The 24217-nt window shown below is 42.7% G+C and carries 19 protein-coding genes; 10 read left to right on the plus strand and 9 right to left on the minus strand.

Going from position 1 to position 24217, the window contains the following annotated elements; translation table 11 throughout:
• Positions 1–3: 3 nt before the first annotated feature.
• Complete coding sequence (locus OCU48_RS15865) at positions 4–1662, plus strand: ABC-ATPase domain-containing protein (protein WP_141344787.1); 1659 nt, start codon at positions 4–6, stop codon at positions 1660–1662.
• A gap of 130 nt (positions 1663–1792) precedes the next feature.
• On the opposite strand, the gene OCU48_RS15870 is transcribed toward OCU48_RS15865, so the two are convergent.
• The 3 genes from OCU48_RS15870 to OCU48_RS15880 all read right to left on the minus strand — a co-directional run bounded on the left by OCU48_RS15870 (position 1793) and on the right by OCU48_RS15880 (position 6021).
• Positions 1793–2545, minus strand: coding sequence for a hypothetical protein (locus OCU48_RS15870; protein WP_141344788.1), 753 nt, complete (start codon positions 2543–2545; stop codon positions 1793–1795).
• Positions 2546–2895: 350 nt separating this feature from the next.
• Complete coding sequence (gene viaA / locus OCU48_RS15875) at positions 2896–4341, minus strand: ATPase RavA stimulator ViaA (RefSeq protein ID WP_141344789.1); 1446 nt, start codon at positions 4339–4341, stop codon at positions 2896–2898.
• A 9-nt stretch (positions 4342–4350) separates the two neighbouring features.
• Positions 4351–6021 (minus strand): ATPase RavA domain-containing protein, encoded by a 1671-nt coding sequence (locus OCU48_RS15880; protein WP_371859083.1) that lies wholly within the window; start codon positions 6019–6021, stop codon positions 4351–4353.
• Positions 6022–6281: 260 nt separating this feature from the next.
• On the opposite strand from OCU48_RS15880, the gene OCU48_RS15885 reads away from it, so the two are divergent.
• Entirely contained in the window at positions 6282–6800 is a 519-nt protein-coding gene (locus OCU48_RS15885; protein ID WP_141344791.1) for an NUDIX hydrolase, read from the plus strand.
• A 12-nt stretch (positions 6801–6812) separates the two neighbouring features.
• The gene (ltaE, locus tag OCU48_RS15890) at positions 6813–7820 is read left to right on the plus strand and encodes a low-specificity L-threonine aldolase (RefSeq protein ID WP_141344792.1); all 1008 of its coding nucleotides are present in this window, start codon (positions 6813–6815) and stop codon (positions 7818–7820) included.
• Between the two features lie 130 nt (positions 7821–7950).
• Here the strand turns inward: ltaE and OCU48_RS15895 are convergent, their stop codons facing one another.
• Genes OCU48_RS15895 through OCU48_RS15905 form a run of 3 tightly spaced genes read right to left on the minus strand, consistent with a single transcriptional unit; the run spans position 7951 to position 10761 of the window.
• A complete protein-coding gene (locus OCU48_RS15895) occupies positions 7951–9222 on the minus strand; it encodes a DEAD/DEAH box helicase (protein ID WP_141344793.1) in 1272 nt (423 codons plus the stop codon).
• A 39-nt stretch (positions 9223–9261) separates the two neighbouring features.
• A complete protein-coding gene (locus tag OCU48_RS15900; protein WP_141344794.1) occupies positions 9262–9846 on the minus strand; it encodes an acyl carrier protein phosphodiesterase in 585 nt (194 codons plus the stop codon).
• A 3-nt stretch (positions 9847–9849) separates the two neighbouring features.
• Positions 9850–10761: an AraC family transcriptional regulator gene (locus OCU48_RS15905; RefSeq protein ID WP_141344795.1), complete on the minus strand. Its 912-nt coding sequence runs from the start codon at positions 10759–10761 to the stop codon at positions 9850–9852.
• A gap of 53 nt (positions 10762–10814) precedes the next feature.
• Here OCU48_RS15905 and OCU48_RS15910 point away from each other — a divergent pair, with 53 nt between their 5' ends.
• The 3 genes from OCU48_RS15910 (at position 10815) to OCU48_RS15920 (ending at position 16200) form a co-directional block, all read left to right on the plus strand.
• Positions 10815–12197 carry an MATE family efflux transporter gene (locus tag OCU48_RS15910; RefSeq protein ID WP_141344796.1) on the plus strand — a complete coding sequence of 461 codons (1383 nt, stop codon included), beginning with the start codon at positions 10815–10817 and terminating at the stop codon, positions 12195–12197.
• A gap of 317 nt (positions 12198–12514) precedes the next feature.
• Entirely contained in the window at positions 12515–14971 is a 2457-nt protein-coding gene (locus OCU48_RS15915) for a hypothetical protein (protein ID WP_141344797.1), read from the plus strand.
• A gap of 260 nt (positions 14972–15231) precedes the next feature.
• A complete protein-coding gene (locus OCU48_RS15920) occupies positions 15232–16200 on the plus strand; it encodes a sigma 54-interacting transcriptional regulator (RefSeq protein WP_141344798.1) in 969 nt (322 codons plus the stop codon).
• Positions 16201–16380: 180 nt separating this feature from the next.
• On the opposite strand, the gene OCU48_RS15925 is transcribed toward OCU48_RS15920, so the two are convergent.
• Entirely contained in the window at positions 16381–16938 is a 558-nt protein-coding gene (locus tag OCU48_RS15925) for a YceB family lipoprotein (protein ID WP_141344799.1), read from the minus strand.
• Positions 16939–17183: 245 nt separating this feature from the next.
• On the opposite strand from OCU48_RS15925, the gene OCU48_RS15930 reads away from it, so the two are divergent.
• Both OCU48_RS15930 and OCU48_RS15935 read left to right on the plus strand, forming a co-directional pair.
• Positions 17184–17999, plus strand: coding sequence for an acyl-CoA thioesterase (locus OCU48_RS15930; RefSeq protein ID WP_141344800.1), 816 nt, complete (start codon positions 17184–17186; stop codon positions 17997–17999).
• Between the two features lie 126 nt (positions 18000–18125).
• Positions 18126–18851: a phosphatase PAP2 family protein gene (locus OCU48_RS15935; RefSeq protein WP_141344801.1), complete on the plus strand. Its 726-nt coding sequence runs from the start codon at positions 18126–18128 to the stop codon at positions 18849–18851.
• Between the two features lie 6 nt (positions 18852–18857).
• Here the strand turns inward: OCU48_RS15935 and OCU48_RS15940 are convergent, their stop codons facing one another.
• Positions 18858–19775 carry a histone deacetylase family protein gene (locus OCU48_RS15940; RefSeq protein WP_141344802.1) on the minus strand — a complete coding sequence of 306 codons (918 nt, stop codon included), beginning with the start codon at positions 19773–19775 and terminating at the stop codon, positions 18858–18860.
• Positions 19776–20099: 324 nt separating this feature from the next.
• Between OCU48_RS15940 and OCU48_RS15945 the strand changes: the two genes are divergently transcribed.
• Entirely contained in the window at positions 20100–21512 is a 1413-nt protein-coding gene (locus OCU48_RS15945) for a DEAD/DEAH box helicase (protein ID WP_141344803.1), read from the plus strand.
• A gap of 17 nt (positions 21513–21529) precedes the next feature.
• Here the strand turns inward: OCU48_RS15945 and OCU48_RS15950 are convergent, their stop codons facing one another.
• On the minus strand, positions 21530–21943 hold the full coding sequence (locus OCU48_RS15950; RefSeq protein WP_141344804.1) for a nitrous oxide-stimulated promoter family protein: 414 nt from the start codon (positions 21941–21943) through the stop codon (positions 21530–21532).
• A 298-nt stretch (positions 21944–22241) separates the two neighbouring features.
• Here OCU48_RS15950 and OCU48_RS15955 point away from each other — a divergent pair, with 298 nt between their 5' ends.
• Positions 22242–24050 carry an extracellular solute-binding protein gene (locus tag OCU48_RS15955; protein WP_141344805.1) on the plus strand — a complete coding sequence of 603 codons (1809 nt, stop codon included), beginning with the start codon at positions 22242–22244 and terminating at the stop codon, positions 24048–24050.
• The last annotated feature ends 167 nt before the right edge of the window (positions 24051–24217 follow it).

Here is a 24217-nt window from a genome sequence, read left to right on the forward strand (position 1 = left end):
AAAATGGATCTGCTCACCGCTAAACTGAAAAAACTCGAAAAACAAAACTATCGTGCCTACCAACAAATAAAGGGAAGCTACGACTTCACTGACTTTGCCCTACATATCGACCAAGTCCAAGGCGACCCTTACGCTTCTGCGTCACGCTTTAGAGCAATCAGACCTTGGTCAGTCACTGGCTTAGATTTCATTAAAGAGACGTCAGCGGCTTACCAATTAGCTGCGAGAGACTTCATTGCGCGTAATCTTGCTGAATATGCGAAACAAGATAACGCGATATCAGTGGCGACTACTGGACAAGTGGTACTTGATAACACAGCAGTACTCTTTACCGACGAAGGGATTGAGTTACGTTTTCGTATAAATTTGCCAGCTGATGGTCGCTCCATATTGGCGAAAAAAGCGCTCAATATCATTACATTCTATCTACCAAAGTATTTGCGTAAGGCCACGCTGTGGCGAGAACTACCACAAGAACGCTTTACCAAGCACTGTGAGGTTATAGAAGATCAATTTGCCCTTCGTGAACAATTGAAAAAGCATGATCTAATCAGTTTTATCGCTAATGATAGCGTTTTACCTCGCCTAACAGGCGAGAGTGATATGCCGATGAAAGATGCACTGCCATTACAGTCTCCAACTGAACTTGCCGTTACTCTTTCTACTCCAAATCGAGGTGATATTACTGGCTTAGGCATCAAAAAAGGCATTACATTGATCGTTGGCGGTGGTTTTCATGGCAAATCTACCCTTCTGAACGCAATCGAAAAGTCGATTTATGACCATATCCCGGGAGATGGACGTGAATATTGTGTTACTGACCCACGCAGCATGAAGATCCGCGCTGAAGATGGTCGATGTGTGCACAACTTAAATATCGCAAACTTCATCAATCATTTGCCAATGGGAAAATCGACTACTGATTTTTCTACTCAAGACGCGTCTGGTTCGACTTCACAAGCCGCTTGGCTACAGGAATCCATCGAATCTGGCGCTAAGAGTCTACTAATAGATGAAGATACTTCTGCGACTAACTTCATGATTCGTGATGAGCGCATGCAAGCCTTAGTCGCCAAAGAGGCGGAACCAATCACACCGCTAGTAGATCGTATTGCCGAGCTTCGTGACAATGAAGGCATTAGTTCCATTATCGTTATGGGTGGCTCAGGTGACTACCTTGATGAAGCAGATTGCGTTATTCAAATGCATGAATATCAACCTGTTGATGTTTCAGAGAAAGCAAAGCAAGTGATTCAGCAACATCCAACAGAACGAACTCATGAGCGCGAACAGCCATTGCAAGAAAGTAAGCCTCGCTCGTTTAATCGTGCATGTTTGCAAACATTGCTCGCAGAAGGGAAGTTTCGCGTCGGCGCAAAGAGCACGAGTTCTTTGCGTTTCGGTAAAGAATTTATCGATATTACCGCGCTAGAGCAGCTTCAAACTTCAAATGAAATTAACGCCATAGGATGGGCATGGTTTCAGGTAGCTCAAGTTCCAGGCTGGAGCCAAGACCTACTCGTTGAGTTCGAAAAACTTCTTAGTACCGATGATTGGCATGCATTGATGCCAAACAATGGGGATATTGCTAAGCCACGCGTGTTAGATTTGCTTGCCACACTAAATCGTCTTCGTAAGGCTCAATTTAAGCCTGCAAAATAACAGACTAAATAGCGCTTCTATTTTGTTGTAGAAGCGCTACCTCACTCAAAGAAAAAGTAGATTCCCTACCCTCATCAACTAAACAAATTCTACAATTGAATTATCTTCAGCTTAAAGTCGATTTGTTTTCCTACACATCACTAGGTGTTAATGCCCAAAACATCATTGTGGTGACTTTTGGGATGTTGAGATGAGAAAAATCAAAAGAATCGGCCAGATAAGTTGCCGGAATATCACTGGCTAAATTGGTTTGACCATCGATAAATACTAGCTCTCCATCTATCTTTTCAGCATAGATATAATGACTATTATCTCGGATCAGATCTTCTTGTAGACCAATTGCAACAACGTAACGAGTGCCATTCTCATATTGATTCATTTCTTTCCAAGCTTTAGAAGAGGAAACATTCGTTTGATCAAGAGATTGCCATTCACTTCCTGAAGGTGTCATGAGCTCATACGGCATTTGCTCTGCTTTAATCGCTAAATAATTCGAGATACCTACGAGTTGCTTGTCAACGGTCGGGCTGTGCTTGCCCCAAAAGTGATCACTTTTGCTCTTTAATAGTGCTTCCGCGTCATTAGATACTGCTGCGGTCGTTTGCCTTGTTAAGAGTCCCGTTGCATTGAGTGAACAATTTGAAAGCAGGCGAGACTCATTTCCCGTGATTAAAGCCACATTAACCATAGGACCAACCTCAGCAGTTATTTTTCCGGCAGAGGTATAAAGCTCTTCGTTCTGAGTCATAAATGCGTGATTCTGATCAGTAACAGCCGTTTTGATGATAGGTATCCTTTTGTCTTCGATACCTGAAGAATCCAATGCATATGCGAATGGGGTCATCGAACACAACACCAGTGTTAATAATTTTCGATTAGACATGATAACTCTCTTTTGATTGTGAGTTATCTTTCTTGCAGAATCTAAGCCAAATTAAAGCTATTGCTAAATAGCAAATGTAACAGCTTGTTTAAGCGGTTTTTAAGTTAAGTTCGTGACTCACACAAACTCCACTCGGCAATGTTACTAATCTCAGAAACTTTGATAATAGCCCATCATTTAGAGTTGTTATCTCGTAGACGATAAGCCTTGTCTGTACTTCTATCTTTAATCTATCCCTCATTATTGATATTAGATAGAGGCGACTATTTGATTGAAATTTAGAACAAAATAAAAAACCAGCAATCAAGATCACTGGTTTTAGAGATGTTAAAAATATTGAAACAGTAAAATTAGAATTTCTTAACGAATCGACCAACTAATCCAGGGTGATAGCTCCAATTATGACTAAAGATATCCAGCAATTCTGGATTGCCATACTTAGACAAGCTAACCGCATGAAATCTATTATGTCTTGCCTTGAGTTCTTCTACTTTGTTGACCATATCCTCGGATTGTCGAGGTGCGATGAAGTCTGATAAAACCACCATATCCGCATTCAAAAATTTGTCGGTGTGCATAAGATCTATACATTTCTGCAGTACGGGCTCAAAGTCTGTACCACCATGGAAGGTATAAGATAAGAAGTCACTGGCCTCTCTAAGTCCGTCTTTTTTTGTCAGTTCGTAAGTAATTTGCTCGGTAGAAAACATAATCACAAAACAATCACGTTGCTCACCTAGTGCTATCTGCATCAAAGCAAAGGCGATGGCTTTCGCACACTGCTCAGGGAACCCACTCATCGAACCTGAAGCATCCACACAGACAATAAAGGGACCCTTTTCCAACTCAATTTCACTAGAATTAGGTAATTGAGCATTTATTCTACGAAGTTTGCGAGATTTCCCCTCCGTACGATAACTCATCAAGCGCTTATCCACTAAGTGCTTATAAAAGATGGTTTCCAGTTCAGGGTATGCTAAAAACATGGTTTCATTTGGTAGCATCTTGCTCAGGTCATCACTTTCATGAATACCAACAATGTCATCGGTGGCTTCATTGGATTGCTCTTCTACATATTGCAACTCAGCGACAGGGGCTTTCCTTAAAGAAGGGTCATCCACCTGGCTAGCCATTCGACCGAGTTCGCTGGCAATCTCTTTTAAGCCACTATGTTTGCGCAAAAAACTGGCGTATTTTGCCATAGTACTAACATCGGTTCGGCTCAAACGAGCGGCGGCCATGTCCCATAGGCGACCCAATTGAGCTTCATCTCCGGCCTCTCCTATCTGCCGCATGTTCTTCATGTTTTCCATGCGGTTGTACAGATCTTCTAAAAACCTCTGCTTATCCTGCTCAAGTTCATCCAATTGCATCTGTTTAATCGTGTTGTAGATTGATTGATACCATTGGTCACAAAAGTAATGGGCGAACATAGGATTAGGGGTTTGTTTTTGACGCTCTAGCAGTTTTTTGGCCGGTCCACAAAATGCGCTTTTACCCTTGAGCTCACTCATCACTGATTTGATATCTTTATCAAACTGCACTTCATCCCAATGAATGACCTTTTGATAAAGGGCAAGCTCAGCTTGAATTTGCTCAGACTCAGAAACTTTACTGATGCGTTTTTTGACGCTTCCCTTCCATTTTCTTAAGTGGTTTTTAACCGAGGCCTGCATCCCCGGTTTTTCAGAGGACAAAAGAACCTGACTTCGGCCAATCAGATCATTGACCGCAGTTTCTACCATTCCAGAATCGGCAACCGACATTGCGAGATTTAATGCATCAGCACCTAGCATCCCGCTCTCCTATTCCGCAAAGAAACCGGCTAAAAAACCGATTCTTTGTGCTGTTTTCTTTGAGACAGTTTGAGCAGAGCTTAGTGCTTCCGATAGCTGCTGTAGACTCGACTCCATTGCTGTAGGCAACTCTGGCTCAATAAAGTTGTGTGGCAATGCGCCATGAAAGTCGGAACGGACCTTTGTTAATAACAGCTCTGCATTCATCAGGTTTTTCACAGCTTCGTTTGCTTTTGCGTGCCAAAATTGGTGCTTTTCTGGCTCAAGCCCGTCATTGGTCACCAAGCTCAGCAAAACAGAACGATTGGCAATGTCTTTTATAACAAGATTGTTATCTGCATCCATCGCAAACTTCAATGACATCAGATTTGGGTTTTGGTTAACGTAACCATAGACATCTCCACCACCATGACTAATCGCATTAACAAGGTCGGTTTGAGGCACGAATACATAACGTGTATCCCCTTTATCATGCTCAGAAACAGACTGATTGCTTTGCAACAGCACAAGTTTAACTAAGTTACGTGCGTTGCCAACACTATGGGTACGCCAGTCATCAAAATTAGCCTTAAAGTCTTCTTTGCCTTTGCGAAGCAAACCAGAGCCGGGCTCTGATTCTACCTTCATGACATTCTCGGTTTCTATCTCCACCTGAATATCTTCAAGATTTTGTTTACTGTCTTCGATAATCTCCAGTATCTCACTTTGATTAAAGGCATGCTTTAGAGCAAACTCTCGCATAACATCTCGTACAATCAAACGAGACTCAGGGCTATTCCATAAGCAGTCTTGAATCAAAATAAGGTCAAGTGCATTAATCTTTTGACGACCGTTAAAGAATGCACTCGCTTTGAGTAGCTTCACCGCCTTCTTCCAGCGACGGTCAGATACATAGAGCTCCTCTGTACTCAAAGTTTCCTCTGCATCTTTATGACGAGCTTCGAGCATGGTCTTGAGCTGATACAACTTATCAAATACTTCGTCTGACAATGGCATGCTATCAAGCTCGTTTAACCATTGAGCATACTCTTCATTGGAGATAGTGAGTTCATCTGGTACTTGAGCTTCTTGTGGGGTACCCACGGTGAGCATGCTGTGGAAGTTTTGTTTATCTTGAATACGGTTAACGAAAATGCGCACCAACATACGGTCATACAACGCATCGAGACCACTATCTTGGTCAGGTAATTCGTTTGAAGCTGAAATAAGCAGGCGCATTGGCACCTTTTCAATCTCACTGCCATTTTTGAATGTTTTCTCGTTAACTACAGTAAGAAGCGTATTCAGTATAGCGGGACCGGCTTTCCAGATTTCATCTAAGAAGACAACATTTGCGGTAGGAAGATAACCTTTAGTCAGTCGAACATAACGACCGTGGTCTTTTAGTTCTTGAATACTCAGTGGGCCAAACACTTCTTCAGGCGTCGAAAAGCGAGTCATTAGATACTCAAAGTAACTGCTACTTTCAAATGCAGAAATAAGGCGCTTAGCGATCAGGCTTTTTGCAATACCCGGAGGCCCTAAAAGGAAAACACTTTCTCCGGACAATGCGGCTAATAGGCAAAGTTTAATGGTGTGTTCACGTTCATAAACGCCTTCCGAAAGCACTTTTACAAGTTTATTGATACGTTCAGAACGCAATGCACGTTGCGCGTGAGAAACACGAGTCGTTTCCATTATTAATAATGCTCCATAAAACAGCGGCTGTTAATTGTTTTTACAGTTGAGTTAATTATATGTTACAAACACAAATTAACTCTAGCTGTTATAACAACTTAACGAGATCTTACTCACACTGCAAACTAAGATTGCAAATATGGCATTTAACCATTTCAATCAATACGTTAATTTGGGTTTTGAGATGTACTTAAAGGTCAACACGAAAAGTGTGATCTTGTATATAAATAGCTTAGAAATAAAGGCGAAAAGAGTAACAAAGAATGCAAAAAACACTCCACAGTTGGAAAAATCTATCATTAGTTGAAGAAACCCTCACTTTGCCAAATGGAGTCGTTGCAAACCATACGTCTATTAATCACCCAGGTGCTGTTGTTATCTTAGCTAAAACGCCAACAGGTAAGCTATTACTACTCAATCAGTATCGTCCCTCATTAAAGACGTGGTTGCTCGAAATCCCAGCGGGCACATTAGAAAATAACGAAGACCCTTTTACAGCTGCGAAACGCGAGCTGGAAGAAGAAACCGGTTATAGCGCTAAAAAGTGGCAAAGTCTTGGCAAACTGACTCCTATGGCAGGGTTTTGTAATGAAATCCAATACCTCTACTTTGCAGAAGACTTGCAACTTACTCAAAGACTACAAGCCGATACAGATGAAGTCATTGAAGTACTCGAAGTTTCAATCGATGAATTACTTCAGTGGATACAGCAAGACAAAATCAGCGACGCTAAAACAATAGCAGCCGTATCAAAAGCGCTACTTAGCGGAACATTAAGTTAATAAGGAACAAATATGGATTTTCGATCTGATACCGTAACTCGCCCGACTCAAGCCATGCGAGAAGCAATAGCAAATGCCGCAGTTGGAGATGATGTCTATGGGGATGATCCAACGGTGAATGAGCTTGAGGCATGGGCCGCTGATGCCCATGGCTTTGAAGCAGCCTTATTCACCTCATCTGGCACGCAAGCGAATTTGTTAGGGCTTATGGCGCACTGTGAACGCGGTGATGAATATCTATGTGGTCAGCAAGCTCACAACTACAAATATGAAGCGGGTGGCGCTGCAGTACTGGGATCAATCCAACCACAACCGGTCATGAATGAACCCGACGGTACTCTTTGTTTCAAAAAACTTGAAGCGGTAATAAAACCAGACGATTTTCACTTCGCACGCACTAAACTGCTTAGCCTAGAAAATACAATCAATGGTAAGGTTCTTCCTCTATCCTACCTCGCGAAAGCTCGTGAATTCGTCGACAAACATGGACTCAAGCTTCATTTAGATGGCGCACGAGTCTACAACGCTGCTGTAGCCTTAAACGTTGATATTAATGAAATTTCCCAACATTTTGACACAATGACCATTTGCTTATCAAAAGGCTTGTCAGCTCCGATCGGCTCCTTATTATTAGGGGACGTTGTCACGATTAATAAGGCTCGACGTATTCGTAAAATGCTAGGGGGCGGCATGCGCCAAGTTGGTTTACTAGCCGCTGCAGGTAAACTCGCACTAACCGAGCAAGTCACTCAGCTTAAAGTTGATCATGAGAACGCTCAAAAGTTAGTTCACGGTTTAGCCAAACTACCCGGCTTCTCAGTAAAGCCAGAGCTAGTACAAACCAACATTGTGTTTGCTAAATTAGATCAGAGTGTTGATATTGACAAGATTGCGAAAGAACTAGAAAAGGAAGGTATTACTATCACCCCGAGTAACCCTATCCGATTTGTAACACATAAGGATGTGAGTGCAGATGATATTGATGTGTTGCTACAGAAGTTAGCTGAGAAGTTAGGTTAGTACGCTCTAAGATACTGGCCTTCGCCAGTATGACGGTATATTGACCCTTGTTCGATAAAACTGGTCATACTGGAAGGCACAGCGTGGCTATCCAGTATCTTAGAAACACCCTAATCTAATTCTAATCAAGTTACCTACCGCGCTTCTTGCCTCGGTTTTTATGCACGCCCATTTTGGCTTTCATTTTTCGCTTTTCAGCACTACGACTGCGACGTTGACCACCGGATTCTTCGAGGATTTCAGACTCAGGGCTTGGCTCAAAACCCTCTAACCACTCTTGAGGAAGCTTGGCATCAAGTAATTTTTCAATTGCTTCAAGTAAGTACTGTTCGTTGTGGCTCATCAATGATACAGCATGGCCTTTATTGCCTGCGCGCCCGCTACGACCGATTCTATGAATATAATCTTCAGCTTTATACGGCATATCAAAGTTAATCACATGTTCGAGTTCTTTCACGTCGATACCACGTGCCGCAACGTCCGTTGCCACCAGCGCTCGCACCTTACCTACCTTGAAATCATCTAACGCTCGTTGCCTTGCGCCTTGGCTTTTATCACCATGCAATGACGCTGCTTGAATTCCGTCTAGCTTTAGTTCTTTGGCAACTGACTCGGCACCTTCTTTGGTGCGAGTAAATACCAGTACCTGCTGCCAATTTCTTGAGCCAATAAGGTATGAAAGTAATTCTGGTTTGCGTTTCTTATCTACGGGGTAAACAATCTGCTCCACAGCATCAGCGGTCGAATTCGCTGGGCTAACTTCTACCTCAACAGGATTATTAAGGATCTTATAGGCAAGGTTTTTTACGTCTTTTTTAAACGTAGCTGAGAAAAATAACGTTTGGCGATCAGCACTTAATTTTTGCAAAATACGCTTAATATCTGGCATAAAGCCCATATCAAGCATGCGATCAGCTTCATCCAACACTAGGTATTTCGTGTGCTGTAAAGTCAGTGTTTTATTAAATAAATGATCCAGTAAACGACCAGGAGTAGCGATTAAGATGTCGCAGCCTTTATTTAAGTTACTCGCCTGAACATTAAAACTGGTACCGCCGTACACAACCACCGTTTTAAGTTCTGTCGGCTGTGCGTATTGAGTAATAGCATCAAAAACCTGTTGCGCTAACTCACGTGTTGGCACTAAAACTAATGCCTTTACCTTGCATGGCGATTGAGTGTTATGAACACTCACCTGCCCCATCAATTTTTGAATAATAGGTAGACCAAATGCTGCGGTTTTACCTGTGCCGGTCTGAGCTGCTGCAAGTACGTCTTGCCCATCGAGAACGTGAGGGATTCCCTCAAGTTGAACAGGTGTTGGAGTGACAAAGTTCAGCTTTTCTAACTGCTCTAAGAGAATAGGATCAAGGCCAAGTGCAGCGAATTGTGATGAAGACATAGGTGATTCCGTACTATTTGGTCGTTTTAGGGCGTGAGTCTACTCGAATTTTGTCTTAGTTACAGCTTCAATTACGTCTGGATAAAAATCGATAAATACCTGATCTAATTCTTTGTAGTGCTTCTCTATGGTTTCAAAACAATCCGCTAACGGTCCCATACGCGGACTCCTGTTTGACATACGTGTCAACGCATAGCCGATATTATCCAGATCCTTGTATGAGTCTATCCAGCGATTGTCCCACATTGAGCTAATAACACGCTGGTATTGTTCAGGCACTGGCGATTTAACGAAGCTAGGGTGAGTAGCTTGTTTAGCATGATCGCAAAAGAGATCTAAAGAGGTTGAATGAAACTCTGCCCAATGATTGGCTAAGCAATGATCCCAAAACACATCTAGCGCTATGGGTGAAAAACGCCTAGTTACCCCAAAAAGCGGCTTTACCTCGGCAATTGACGGATGGCTGTCGGTGAAGCTATCGACAAATCGGTGTATGCGAATGCCCCTAGTTATCTCTTGAGCATATCGACCCTCAGGGTTACCACGAACAAAATCACCAAGGAGGTTTCCAAGAAGACTACTATTGCTCGCATCAGCAAGATGCAGGTGACCTAAGAAATTCATGCTTTAACCCTTAGCGATCTTTTGACGTGTCTCTCTAACGCGTTTTCGATATTCTCGTGGTGAGCATCCAAAGTATTTTCTAAACCTATGCGTAAAGTTATAGGGATCATTGTAGCCCAGTCGCTGAGCAATCAAAGCGATTGCCCAATCTTCATAACGTAATAGATCCGTTGCTTTGTCCATACGCAATTGGATAAGCTTACTTCTGGGCGACATACCATATAGGGATTTGGACACACGATTAAGCTGCTCTTGACTAATAAAACACTTTTCGGCAATGGCCTTAACTGTCCAGTCATGGTGTAACTGAGCTTCTATTTCATTAAATGTTGTTTGTACTCGAATCGCTGAACTGTAAGGCCTTGCTTCAAATCGAGCTAAGATCCGGCTGACCTCACTGATCAACAAACGTCGGTATGCAGGTCTTCCGTTTATCTCCAAATGCAGTAAATTCATTAATGACCACACCTGTTCGCTTGATTCAAAGGGCATCACCGCTTGTCCGCCAGAAATGAGGTCATCCCACTTTGGAAGTCGCTCCAATAAAATCCACACCATCTTCCAATGACTAAAGTCTGGGTGTAGTTCAAAACGATAAGGCAAACCAGCAGGTAGCACTGTCAAACTGTACGGTTTAAGCTCTTGCACGAACGTAGGCGTGATAAGCACGCCACTCCCTTCTAATGTCACTAGCAAAGTATGAATATCAATACCTTCTCGCTCAATTTCATAACCTGCTTCAAGCTCAGCCAAACCAGCCATGAAATAACCACTTTCACCTAACTCAGGGATATCAGTGTTGGTAAGAAACCGTTCTTTACACTCGTCGCTCAAATAGACTTTATCTGACCACTCACTTTTAGGAGCAAAAAGTTGCATGACAGATTTGCACAGGTTTTGGCTTTCTTTGAACATGCCTTTATCCATTCAGTGTGGCTATAGTTACCCTGATTTTCGGGGAGGTTATTATGTCAAGTCAAAAGCAAAATGTGACAAGTGTGAATTCCATGCCAAATGGATTCTTCTCTAAAGTTGCACGCCTCGCCATACCTGTCGCTTTGCAAAGTGCTTTAGTGGCTATGTTGCAGCTCGCAGACGTTTTAATGGTGAGTGATCTCGGTAAAGAAGCACCCGCAGCTGTTGGGATCGCGACTAAATGGCACTTTGTCATCATCATGGTCTCCGCAGGAATTGCGACGGCTAACGGTATACTCGTGGCTCAATATTGGGGACGCCGAGACGCTAGCTCTGCCAAAACTGTCAACACGCTAGCTCTAAAATACGGTACCTGGCTAATGGTACCGCTTACCTTTGTTATTACTGTTTTCTCCGGCTACATAATGTTACTGCAAACAAGTGATCCTGAGGTGATTCACCTAGGTTCGACCTATTTGTGGTACAGCATACCAGTGTTGGTGCTAACCCATTGGATTATTGTTGCTGAATCAAGTCTTCGCAGCTCTGGCAATGCGATGCTTCCTCTTTATTTAGGTGCGGCGACGGTGTTTTTGAATATTGGCCTAAATTTCTGGCTGATAAAAGGCGGGATGGGTCTTGAGCCGATGGGCGTTGCGGGAGCGGCGCTAGCCACTTCAATTGCACGGACATTTCAAGTAGTCGCTATCCTTTATGCACTGTTTAAGATAAACCACTGGTTAATAAAGTCAGAAGTGTTGCCGAATCCACAAAGGCTAGCAACGTCATTTCGTAAACTGGCTATTCCATCGACGGCGAATACAATCATTTGGGGTATGGGCACCCTATCTTATCAGGTAATCTTTGGACATATGGGCACCACAGAGTTAGCCGTATTTAGTATGCTCGGCCCCTTTGAAGGTTTGTGTTACTCAGCCTTCTTCGGAGTGGCTATTGCATGCGCCGTTCTCATCGGACAATCTTTGGGCAATGACGAATTCGTTGAAGCGCGAAACATGGCAAATTGGTTCATTAAAACAATTTTTGGGTGTTCTGTCGTTTTAGCCTTAATGGTTTTTCTGTTTAGAGAATCTATTTTGATTGGTCTTAATCTAGATCAACCTGAACTCTATACCCTCGCCTCGCCAGCAATTATGGTATTTACCGTACTGCTCGGAATTCGCATGCTCAATATGGTGATCATTGTCGGGATCTTAAAAGCAGGTGGAGAAAATTCGTTCTGCTTGCGAATGGATTTCATCGCCATGTGGATGGTAGGGATTCCATGCCTTGCGTGGGGCGCGTTTATCGCAGGATGGAGCTTTGAATACGTTTACGCATTAATGCTCACCGAAGAAATTGTTAAGTTAGCACTGTGTTTTCACCGCTATTTGAAAAAAACGTGGATCAAGAATCTCACTCTTTCTCCAGCTTGAATTTCAAACAGCCCTGATAACGATTAAACACCAACAAATACATCCTCCCTTTCTTAAAGGAGGAATGTGTTTGTGCAACCTTTCAATAAACCAAAAGATGTACCTGAGGTGACACACGTGTAATGACACAAGTTCACTTCACTGAATATCCCCATCCCCTCCAAGCATCCCTAACATATTGTTATTAAGTAGTTTTCACTCAAGATCCTCCTATTCACTCTTTGGCATCTTTTTTGCAAATCTGATGTACTTGCTGAGAGTGATACAGCAGTTCTCACAGCAACACTTAAACCAAAGACTATTAAGTGGAGCGAACCATGGATATGAACGTGATTACCCTCTGGTTTAGAAAATATCTGAACTTTTCGACACTAATAAGACTATGTTGTGTCGCAATACTAGGCTTTACATCATCACTATATGCAGCACCTAAGCAGATACCATTTGTTGATTCACAAATAACCATATTTCCGAGTGGATATGAAAACGGTGCTAGAAATGAATGTGTTAAAGACAGTACAGACTTAAACAGTCTGACTTGTACTGCCAATGACGTACAGTTAGCTGAAATCACTGTCCCACACGGTGAACCGACTACTTGTCGAGCAGGTGAGATTGTGACACAAAATCTAAGTTTTAAAGTAGTCTCAACGGCGAGCATTCGTTATAACTGGTCGTTTTATACCACCACTGATCCCAACGCTAGTCCATTAGAAGGTCCCCCATCTGATGTTACCAATCGTGAAGCTTGCTTGGTTTGGGTAGGTGATCTAACCGGAGGTAATTCGACAGCGCAAAATGCCAATGGTGACTCATGCGCAGACGTGACAAAGAACAATGACGCACTGTACAACAATGAAGAAATTACCTTTGTGTGTGCGGATACCGATGGCGATACTCAAGTCGATCTACAGTTTTGTGCGACTTGGGAACAAAATGCCGGTGGTAGTTGTGAGGCCGATAGTGGAGGTATAGATCCAAACAAATTACCTCTTCCTGGCGCACCTTCAAAATGTAACTGTTCAACTGCAACCATTCCTATCACTGTTTTACCGAGCGACCCAGAGTTGACGAAGTCTATCTTTGGTCCAGCGAGTCGTCCAGAGGATGATATCTTTAACGGTAGTAATACATTTACATTCGATCTGAAAATAAAAAACCCAAATACTGCAACTCCATTAGTAATCACCTCCCTTACTGATAGTTTTGGCGGTGCAAACTTCAGTATTCCAACTGATATAGACGCTTCCCCAGGCACATTAATTGAAGATCAAGTTGTTTTAATCAGTGCAACCGACAACGACGGTACTTGTTTAGCTTCTGGTAGTGAAACCGTCGCACCAGGGGCAACGTATAACTGTCGAGCTACTTTTAAATGGCACAATCTTGACCTAGACGATACCATTTTAGTGGATACGATCGTTCGTGAAGATAAACAAAATAGCTTCCAGGGTGAATGGAAATTTGGCAACGAATCTCCAACACCAACAGAGGTATCCAATACAGTTACAGTGAGTATTACTGATGTACCTCCAGTGTTAACTGTGACAAAAACTGCTAATAAGACCTCCATTCCAGAAAGCGGTGGAGCGAATTTTGATTTGATCAACTACACAGTAACATTTGGTAATGCTTCAGGATGGGATACCATCCAAATATTTGCCAATGATCTAGATGACACCTTGATGCAAAATGGTGCAAACTCGAAGTCAGGTTATCTCAAAACGTGTTCTATCTCAGGTCTTGATTTAGGTGAAAACCCTAAGTGTTACTATCCTGTGAATTTGGCCACAGAGTATCCAACACTGAATGCTGGGGATATTTATAAAAACACCGTTTCCGCGATTCCTACGGATGAAGAGGGAACATCAGGCACACTCAAAGATCACATGGTAAACGTTAATGTTACCAATGTTAACCCTACGGTTAGCCTAACTAAATACGTCAAAGCAGGAGGAGCACCAGCGTCGCCGAATACATTAGACCCAAGCTTATATAGCGACACTTCAGCTTCGGTCAATGAGTTCGAACTAGCGGATATCACTAACGCTCCTATAGTGACTTATCTGTTCGAAATCACTAATACTAGTCCAGAAACGGTGAACATTACCGACTTTGTTGACTTTGCATCTGCTAATGGTTCATTTAGTACAACGCCCCCTAGCCAAGTGTTTGATAATAATATCCCAGACACCAATCCAGTCGCAGGAGATTGTAACACTTTAGTCGGTCGTTCAATGGTTGCAGGCAGTTCTGAATACTGTTATTTAACCTTCAAAGTTAAAGGCGATGAATCGGAAGATGTTGATAACATTGCTTGGGTGTTAGTACAAGATACCGATAGCGCTCAAGGTAAAGCATTTGCTACTGATGCTGCTATTGTCTATATCGATCCTGTCACTCCTGACTTCGCACTTGATCTAGGCGTACAACTGAAAATCAACGTGGCTGTTACGGCGGATACAGGCAATACCGAGTATGTACTGTTCACACCAACCAGTGACATCTTGCTAAGTAATGTTGCAATACTTGATGGTGGTTACGCCAATGACAACCCTGCATTTACTGTGCAGAACCTAGATTGTTCAAGTTCAGAGCAGTCTTTGGGTCCTGACGAATCCTATAACTGTGACTTTACTGTTACCTTAACGGGTAATTTCGGAGCAACAGCACTAGGTAACTTGTCAGCTACAGTTCTTAAAGTACAAGCAAAAGACAATGATGGTTCAGTGCAATTTATTGATGCACAAGCTACCGTTCAGATTGTCGACTAATACGTCTCTTTAAATTAATTAGGCCACTCCTGAGTGGCCTTTTTTATCTCACCCACAAGGGTGATTTTTACTTATCAGAGTTCCATTTAAACAAGAGCTGACCTACTCTTTTAATGGAATTCAAAGCCGTTCCATTTTCGGCCTAGTTGATATTTTTATCTAATGGATGCGAAAACAAGGAATGAGCTGAATCTTTCACTAAGAAAATCAACGACTTTGATGTCCTCCTCTTCATTTTCAAAGTAGAAGGGTATCTCTGTATGCACCATAAAATTAATCTAGAATGCATTTCTCAATGTTGCAACACCGTAGAAAGCGGCGGGACACTATCCGCTCAGGTGCATCATCACCTCAAAAAGCTGGCTGGTGTAAATGATGTGGTTTTATTTACTGGTGAGACAGGTACAGGTAAGAGTGTTTGCGCCAAAATGTTACATTATTTATCCAAACGCCCTTTAGACAATTTTGTCGCTGTGAACTGTGGTGCCCTCGCAACTAGTCTTGTTCAATCTCAATTATTTGGCCATGAAAAAGGGGCTTTTACTGGAGCTTGTCAACGCCATAAAGGCTACATTGAGTCCGCTCAAAACGGGTCACTTTTTCTAGACGAAATTGGTGATATGCCATTAGGACTACAAATAAATTTGCTCGACTTTTTAGATACAGGTGAGTTTTATCGCGTAGGTGGAGATAAACCAATCCATATTAACACCCATATTATTGCCGCGACCAATTCCAACTTAGAGCAAGCTGTTGATAATGGTAATTTTCGAGAAGATCTCTACCATCGTCTGCATATTTTCTCTATTGAACTACCTCCTCTTCGAAGTCGCATTAATGAAATTGATACACTTGCGTCTCACTTTTTGCATCAAATCGACCCTAGGGATCACTATGAATTATCCTCTGCGGCGAAAAGGGCCATTCATCAATACCATTGGCCCGGAAACCTAAGAGAGTTAATTAACAAACTGAAGCGCGCCTGTGTTTATGCTGAGGGAAAACAGATTACACCATATGATCTTGAGCTAGCGGATATTTCAGACAACTTGGATCAGACAATACCTATGTATCATGCTGACCTACGAAAACAACGGGACTTATCGGAACGAAATACATTAATGGCAGCAATCGCTAAAAACAAAGATAACCGCTCTGCCGCCGCTCGTGATTTAAATATCTCTAGAAATACTTTTTATCGACTCTTAAGCAAATATCAATTGAAGTAGCTATAGAGAAGCTCTGATCTAGTTTTGAGTCATTGAAGCCAATGCACGTTCATAAATTGATACTGTTTTGTATAATTCAACCAAATTGAAAAGGTATAGTCCTTATTAAAGATGGACATCAAATATCCAAAACGTACCTGGTAAAAATAAGGTGCTGTTGTTAATAACCCATTAATAAAGCTAATCAAACAGTTCAATCACCAACTTATTGTCCTTTATAGATAAGCTAGGCTCAGCGGATTTGATTAAAGCTTCTTGAACGACATTGCTATCTAACTTGTAAACAGGTTGCTGAGATAATCCATAACCAATCATCGATACTGCAGGCTTTAATAATTGTTTTATCTCTGGGACTAAGCGTTGATCACCCTTTTCGTTAAACTGCTCCAAGCGTATCGACTTTAAAAAAATCTCACCGCTCTGCGCGTCATATTCAGGGATTGCGCTAAATTCTAAGTCTAGATCTAAGTTTTGATTCGGATTTCCCCACATTTGAATTTTTGCCAGTGTACTAGCAAAAATAGACACTCGATCAACATCTGCCCGCCCTATTCTTACCTCTAGGTCATCCACTGACACTTGAGCATAGAGCAGATTCTCCACGCCGACTGACTGCTCAAAACTCACATTATCCTGTAAATAGTCGGTCATTTCTTTTTCGGTAATACTATAACTAGCACAACCACTAAGAAGCAGTCCCAAACCAACAACACATCCTTGCAACCATCTTTTTAACATGAACTCGAGTTCTCATTGTCGAATTAAACCTCTCTAGAGCTAAGAGGGAAACCTCTTTTGAGTCAAGTTTTCTTTCACTTCACCTCTTTATTGGCTTCTGTTCTCATCTCTTTGTATGTTACAAAGAAAAACAAAGTCTTTAACATTTGCGCAACTCAAGTCACACTCCACAAGATAGTGTATTGATTCACCTGATTAGACCAGTATATTGATTGTTACAACCATGTAACATATAGGTGTTATACATGCACATAGATGAGCTTTTAAAAATGGCCGAGCGGTGCGTTTTAAACAACACCAGCATGGTCGTGCCAGAGCACTGGTCTCAGGGAGATGCCGTATTTGGGGGGTTAACAGCGGCGCTGCTGTTTCACGTCACCTCTCCACTTGCCACTTTAGGCAGGCCCCTTTATTCCGTTAAAACAAACTTTATTAGCTCACTGTTGATCGATCAGCCGTTCACTTTTGAATTAGAGTTGCTACACGAAGACAGCCAACACTCAAAAGTGACAGGGCGAATTGTCCAAAATGACGAAGTCGTAGTGGTTCAACACTCATGCTTTGGGCAAGATGTAGCGTTAAAAACCTCATTAGTGAATTACCCTCAGCAAACGCCACTGCTACCCTCTTTTAAACAATTGCCAAAGCTTCATGACACTCGTATCGCAACCAACGACATCCCTTCCTACACTCAGCATGTTGATTTCGCGGTAGTAAAAACACCTCAACTCAATGCTAATTTAGATATCTCTCATAATCACGGGTGGATGAAGTTGAAAACCTCTCCAGTACGAACGACTGGAGCTCACCTTATCTGTCTTATCGATGCGTGGCCGAGAGGTTCGTGCTCTGAACTGAACAGCCAAAACTCAGGAACGATCATGATGTGGAATTTGGAATTTCCAGCAGCCAATCATGAAGATTTAGGTACACAGTGGTTCGCCTATCAGTCAGACATAAGAAAGATGGCTGGAGGTTATGCCCACGTAGAGGCAAACATCTGGAGTGAAGACAACCGACTTGTGGCAATCAGTCGTCAAAGCGTTGATTTAGCGAGTTAAATTTTACGTTTGTATATAAAATTGCTCAACTATCAAGCAAGTAAACGCAATATAAGTTTCAGTTTTATGACGTCTAGCTCAAGCGCGCTACAATATCGGCCCATTAGATAAGAGCGAAGCTAGACAATGCAAATGCAATACTGGAAAAATAATGGAGCCGGACTTCTCACTTTAAGCGGATTCTTGTTTGCGATAGGCCTATTATCGAGCGTTATACCAAATATCGACTTGCTCAGCCCTGCAACAAACTCTGTCGGGACCATCCTTACCTATCTCACCTACTCTGCAGGTTCCCAAGGTTTTCTTATTACTTTGGCTTTCTTTGTCGCCATCACCGCATTTCGTACAACTAACAAGAAGCAATTCTTTTTGCTGATGACTCAGTTAGGTGTCCTATTAGTGCTCTCATTTGCTGCAAAAACAGCAATGAAAGAGATAACACAAAGCCCTCGCCCGTATACAGATGCATTAACTCAATTACATCTCGTTGATTCACCGAGTAGCTTTTACGCGCTCGACCTTCCGACTCAAAATACCGTAATAGACAACGCATCAAAAAAGGTGTCTCACTGGAGAACGATTCACTGGCAAGGGGAAACAGACTACTCTTTTCCATCTGGTCACACTGTATTTGTTGCTCTGTGTGTATTCTTTTTCGGTGGTTTATTCCTGAAAAGAAAGCAATACATAATGCTAGGCATTGTTTTCACTTGGGGTCTCGCGGTCGGCTTTAGCAGGTTGTGGCTGGGTATGCATCGTCCAGAAGACCTGATTGGCTCTAGCATCGTCGTCGCAGTTATCGCTGTATTGATACCAGCTCCCAATCAAACCGACCATCATCATTCTAACTAAGCTTACTCATAATAGATCAAATGCAGCCTTAAAAAGCTGCATATGAATAGGCACAAGATCTCGATGATTACTGCGGTAACCGCCACCCACTACGGCAGCGATAGGGATATTGCGTTGTGTCGCGAACTCAAGCATAAATCGATCTCTTTGATAGATAGCCTCTGTACTTACCGCAAGAAATCCTAGTTCATCTCCTTCGTGAATATCCACACCTGCATCATATAAGATGAGATCGGGGCGATAGAGATTCACCGCCATTTCCACCACTGAAGTAAACGAAGCTAAAAACTCTTCGCCAGTCGTTCCTTTCGCCAAGGCCACATCAATATCAGAGTTAGGCTTTCGTGCAGGGAAGTTCTTGTCACAATGAAATGATACGGTGGTAATATCCGGATTTTCAGCACATAAAGTGGCAGTGCCATCCCCTTGATGCACATCGCTATCTATGATCATGACTGAGTCCACATCAACATGCTTAAGCGCTTCATTAGCCGCAACCACCAAGTCGTTAAATAAGCAGAAACCACTACCATAGTTTGCATGTGCATGGTGGTATCCACCGCTAAGATGTATCGCAATTCCCTCTTCAATGGCTTTCTGCGCCGTTATCACAGTGCCTGATGTCGAGGTAAGTGTTCTTTTAATTAACTGCTCGCTCCAAGGAAAACCTATTCGACGCATTTTAGGTGCAGGCAAATCGCCAGTAGCGAGCTGATTTATATAATCTGAGTCATGGCACTGTGCTATGACGTCTATAGGCATCGGTCGTGGTAGGAAAAAGCACACGTGCTTTAGGTCAAATTCTCTTTGCTGAATCTCAATATTCACTGCGTCATACAGCAGCTTATATTTCATGATCGGGTAACGGTGCCCTTCTGGAAGGGGCAGATCTGAATAGATAGGGTGATAAATTAATGGAAGCATCTAAGACTTGTTGACCTTTTGATATTAAATTTTGCTTGGAATTTCTAGTGCGTTAGTCACTTTTCATACGCAGCCACCACACCTAAAAGCGACTGTCTTGTATGAATATCCAACAAGTCGGCACATAAACAAACTCGAAAGATCAGCAGAGCGTAACGCCTTGTTTTGCCAAGGTCTGTATATTCTTATTGATGTATCTCACAAAAGAAAGCAAAATGGCGCCCCTTCCTAAGAAGGTGAGCGTTTTTCACATTATTCAACTACGCTCCTACTAGCTTATTTGCAGGCAAATCCGCCTTCACTACTTTCACATCGAGAACATCTATGAGTTTTGACTCCCTTGGTCTATCAGCCCCGATCCTTCGTGCTATCAACGAATTGGGCTATACAAAGGCTTCTCCTATTCAAGAAAAAGCCATCCCTGCCATTATCGAAGGCAAGGACGTTATGGCCGCAGCTCAAACAGGTACAGGTAAAACAGCAGGTTTTACCTTGCCACTGCTTGAGAGACTGAGTTCTGGGCCAAGACCAAAAGGAAACCATGTTCGCGCGCTTGTACTAACGCCAACACGCGAGCTTGCAGCGCAGGTTCATGACAGTGTAGTAAAATACGGTGCACACCTAGAAACGACCTCTACCGTTGTTTTTGGTGGCGTTAAAATCAACCCTCAGATGCTAAACCTTCGTAAGGGTTGCGATGTATTGGTTGCTACACCTGGTCGCTTATTAGATTTGCATAGCCAAAATGCAGTGAAGTTTTCTGAGTTAGAAGTACTCGTACTCGATGAAGCCGATCGCATGCTAGATATGGGCTTCTTCCGTGATATTAAACGCATTCTCAATCTGTTACCAAAGCAGCGTCAGAACCTATTGTTTTCTGCTACTTTCTCTCCAGATATCAGAGAACTGGCTCGCGGCTTAGTGAATAATCCAGTAGAAGTATCCGTAAATCCACCTAACTCCACCACTCAACTTGTCGAGCAGAGCGTTTACGTATCCGATAAACGCCAAAAATCAGCCATTCTCGCGAACCTTATTAAACAAGGTAATTGGCAGCAAGTGTTGGTGTTTAGTAAAACGAAACATGGCGCAAATCGTCTCGCTCGTTTCCTTGAAGGGGAAAAGATATCAGCCCTACCAATTCACGGGAACAAAAGTCAAGGTGCTCGTACTAAAGCACTAGAAGAATTCAAAACCGGTAAGATCCGCGTATTAGTTGCAACCGATATAGCGGCACGTGGCCTTGATATCCCTCAGCTTCCTCAGGTAGTAAACTTTGATTTACCTCATGTGTCTGAAGATTATGTTCACCGTATTGGTCGTACTGGTCGTGCGGGTGAAACAGGTAAGGCTTACTCTTTGGTGTGCGCTGATGAGACAAAAGAGTTATTTGCGATCGAGAGACTGATCGGCAAGGTGCTAGAGCGTCATGAAATGGAAGGCTTCAAGCCAGTCAACGCTATCCCTGAATCAAAGCTCGATACACGCCCTATTAAGGCTAAAAAGCCTAAAAAGCCGCGAGTTGAACACAAGGATGGCCAACGTTCGGCTGAAAATGCTCAAGGTCATAAACCTGCCAACAAGAACAAACGTCATTCGACAAGGCGCGGATCTGGTCAAGACAGTGAATCCAAAGGCAATCAACAAAACAAACCTGCAGCAACGACTCGCGATGGCGCTAAACCAAGACCAAGACGTCGCCCGCAACGCAGTAGCAACGCCAATAATAATACCTAGCTTTGACAGCGGAAAGCTTATGACTTTCCGCTTTTTAGTTGCTTCCTGAGATGTCGATTAGAGACGTTTGTTTTCGGCACCTCAGGCACCTGTTTCTTTTCATGACGCAAGTGACGAATGGCTAGTAGTGGATGTTTAAGTAACATTCTAGGCCCAGAAAAGCGCATCACGGCGCCCATAGTCTCTTTCGGTTCTGGTCGATAGCAGTGAACCGGACAACGATTACAGGTTGGTTTATTCTGCCCAAATACACAACGATCTAGCTTTGTCTTAGCATATTGGCTTAATTCGTCACACTCTCCACATAAGCCATGCAACACTCCATGATGCTTGCGGCAATATATTTTTATCATTGCGTGCACAGTTTTAAATTCTTTAAGCAGTTCACCACTTAGTATTTCATCTAGTTGCTGCTGACTTTGCAAAATCATTTCTCATAATCAATAAGATACATCTAGTATATAACTTAAAAATCCCACACTGCCATTCCATTTATCTTGATTTAGCACCATGTCTCTTTTCCTTCAACAATATGTACAAAATAGCGCCAGTCATTCCGTTAAATGGAACTAACTTCTGAGCAAACACTCAAAATAAAACCAAGATTTATCACTATTATTGAAATACTTAGCTTTGTTTTAGCTAAGATAATAGAATGTTTAGCAAGAGCACATTGGCCGCATCAACTACACACTCGGCCAATATTTCGACAGGGAAACGGAGAGTCACATGCTTAAAAGGACGCTTCTCACAAGCGCTATTCTTTGCTCACCATGGCTTCACGCACAGGTGATCGAATCTACGTATTTATCAGGATTTGGCGACGCCAAACACACTTCTGGTTTTGAACATCTAGATTACGTTAATCCGTCAGCACCTAAAGGCGGTCATGTCACTTATGGCGCTATTGGCACTTACGATAGCTTTAACCGTTATGGATCTCGCGGTAAACCTGGCGCTATGACAGGGGAGATTTATGACACCTTGATGTTCTCTCCCACCGATGAAATCAATACCTCCTACCCTCTGATTGCAGAGAAAGTACGTTACGAAGACGACTTTTCTTGGATGGAAGTCGATATCAACCCAAACGCCAAGTTTCAAGATGGCGTACCTATCACCGCTAAAGACGTTGAATTTACTTTTCAAAAGTTTCTCGACCAAGGCGTGCCTCAATACAAAACGTACTTTAAGAAAATTAAATCCGTTAAAGCCATAAGCGACAAAACAGCGCGAATCGAAATGGCAGAACCCGATAGAGACGTTCTATTCGCATTAGTACAAGGTATGGCCGTTCTTCCTGAACACTTCTGGAAGGGCAAAGATCTCAGTCAACCTCTCTCTCAGCCTCCTGTTGGAAGTGGTCCTTACAAAATAGATTCTTTTAAGTCTGGACAAAGCATTACCTATGCTCGAGTTACGGATTATTGGGCAGAATCATTACCGGTTAATATTGGTAGGAATAACTTCGATACTATCCAGTATGATTACTATCGCGATGACACCGTGATGCTTGAAGCATTTAAAGCGGGCGAATACGATCTAAGACAAGAAGGTACCGCTAAATTTTGGGCCACCTCTTACACTGGCACTAATTTTGATAAAGGCTACATAATCAAAGAAGAGATCGCCCACCAAATTCCTCAGAGCATGCAAGGCTTTATCTACAATACCGAAAGCGACATCTTCCAAGACCCGAAAGTACGTGAAGCCCTCACCTACGCATTGGATTTCGAGTGGATGAATAAGAACATGTTCTACCACCAGTACGCTCGCACCAGTAGTTACTTCCAAAATACCGATTACCAAGCTAGCGGTAAACCGAGTAAAGCAGAGCTTGAGGTACTAGAGCCTATAAAAGATCAAGTACCAGAGCGTGTGTTTGGTGATTCATACGCACCACCAAAAAGTGATGCTTCGGGTAGAATCCGCACACAAATGCGTACGGCGATTAAATTGCTTAAAGAAGCGGGATGGGAAACAAAGAACGGCGTACTCACCAACAGCAAAACGGGCAAACCGTTTGAATTTGAATTAATGGTGTACAGTCCAACAACAGAACGTATTGCAGATCCGTTGAAAAAGAATCTGAGTAATATTGGCATCAATATGAAAGTTCGTACTGTAGACACTACCCAGTATTTAAAACGCTGGCATGAGCGTGATTACGACATGATCTTCTCATCCTATTCAGCCAATGCGTATCCAAGCACTAACCTTAAAATTGCATGGAACAGCAACTTTATCGATAGCACTTACAACCAAGCGGGTGTGCGAAACAAAGCAATCGACTACCTCACTGAAGAAATCGATACCCACCAGCAAGATCCAGAGAAACTAAAAGCCTTGGGCCCTGCCCTAGATCGCGTACTGACTTGGAACTTCTACGCCATTCCAGCCTGGCATACGGGTGCATTTCGGGTCGCGACTTGGGATAAGTTTACCCGACCAGAGATTCGTCCAGAGTACGACCTTGGATTAGATACTTGGTGGATAGATACCGAAAAGGCAAGCAAGCTACCTGCAAAACGAAGATAAGTGTTGTTATAGCTTCGAGTTGCAAGCTACAAGCTACAAGCTACAAGCTACAAGCTACAAGCTACAAGCTACAAGCTACAAGCTACAAGCTACAAGCTACAAGCTACAAGCTACAAGCTACAAGCTACAAGCTACAAGCTACAAGCTAGAAAATTTTAGGGCCTAGC

The sequence above is a fragment of the Vibrio inusitatus genome (assembly GCA_024346935.1).
Taxonomy (GTDB): domain Bacteria; phylum Pseudomonadota; class Gammaproteobacteria; order Enterobacterales; family Vibrionaceae; genus Vibrio; species Vibrio inusitatus.

Coding starts and splice junctions, on each gene's coding strand:
- OCU48_RS15905 (WP_141344795.1), bottom strand. CDS start 10,761: ATGTTCAAAGAAAGCCAAAACCTGTGCAAATCTGTCATGCAACTTTTT.
- OCU48_RS15940 (WP_141344802.1), bottom strand. CDS start 19,775: ATGCTTCCATTAATTTATCACCCTATCTATTCAGATCTGCCCCTTCCA.
- OCU48_RS15910 (WP_141344796.1), top strand. CDS start 10,815: ATGTCAAGTCAAAAGCAAAATGTGACAAGTGTGAATTCCATGCCAAAT.
- OCU48_RS15885 (WP_141344791.1), top strand. CDS start 6,282: ATGCAAAAAACACTCCACAGTTGGAAAAATCTATCATTAGTTGAAGAA.
- OCU48_RS15955 (WP_141344805.1), top strand. CDS start 22,242: ATGCTTAAAAGGACGCTTCTCACAAGCGCTATTCTTTGCTCACCATGG.
- OCU48_RS15920 (WP_141344798.1), top strand. CDS start 15,232: ATGCACCATAAAATTAATCTAGAATGCATTTCTCAATGTTGCAACACC.
- OCU48_RS15870 (WP_141344788.1), bottom strand. CDS start 2,545: ATGTCTAATCGAAAATTATTAACACTGGTGTTGTGTTCGATGACCCCA.
- OCU48_RS15925 (WP_141344799.1), bottom strand. CDS start 16,938: ATGTTAAAAAGATGGTTGCAAGGATGTGTTGTTGGTTTGGGACTGCTT.
- OCU48_RS15935 (WP_141344801.1), top strand. CDS start 18,126: ATGCAAATGCAATACTGGAAAAATAATGGAGCCGGACTTCTCACTTTA.
- viaA (WP_141344789.1), bottom strand. CDS start 4,341: ATGCTAGGTGCTGATGCATTAAATCTCGCAATGTCGGTTGCCGATTCT.
- ltaE (WP_141344792.1), top strand. CDS start 6,813: ATGGATTTTCGATCTGATACCGTAACTCGCCCGACTCAAGCCATGCGA.
- OCU48_RS15915 (WP_141344797.1), top strand. CDS start 12,515: ATGGATATGAACGTGATTACCCTCTGGTTTAGAAAATATCTGAACTTT.
- OCU48_RS15900 (WP_141344794.1), bottom strand. CDS start 9,846: ATGAATTTCTTAGGTCACCTGCATCTTGCTGATGCGAGCAATAGTAGT.
- OCU48_RS15865 (WP_141344787.1), top strand. CDS start 4: ATGGATCTGCTCACCGCTAAACTGAAAAAACTCGAAAAACAAAACTAT.
- OCU48_RS15950 (WP_141344804.1), bottom strand. CDS start 21,943: ATGATTTTGCAAAGTCAGCAGCAACTAGATGAAATACTAAGTGGTGAA.
- OCU48_RS15945 (WP_141344803.1), top strand. CDS start 20,100: ATGAGTTTTGACTCCCTTGGTCTATCAGCCCCGATCCTTCGTGCTATC.
- OCU48_RS15895 (WP_141344793.1), bottom strand. CDS start 9,222: ATGTCTTCATCACAATTCGCTGCACTTGGCCTTGATCCTATTCTCTTA.
- OCU48_RS15930 (WP_141344800.1), top strand. CDS start 17,184: ATGCACATAGATGAGCTTTTAAAAATGGCCGAGCGGTGCGTTTTAAAC.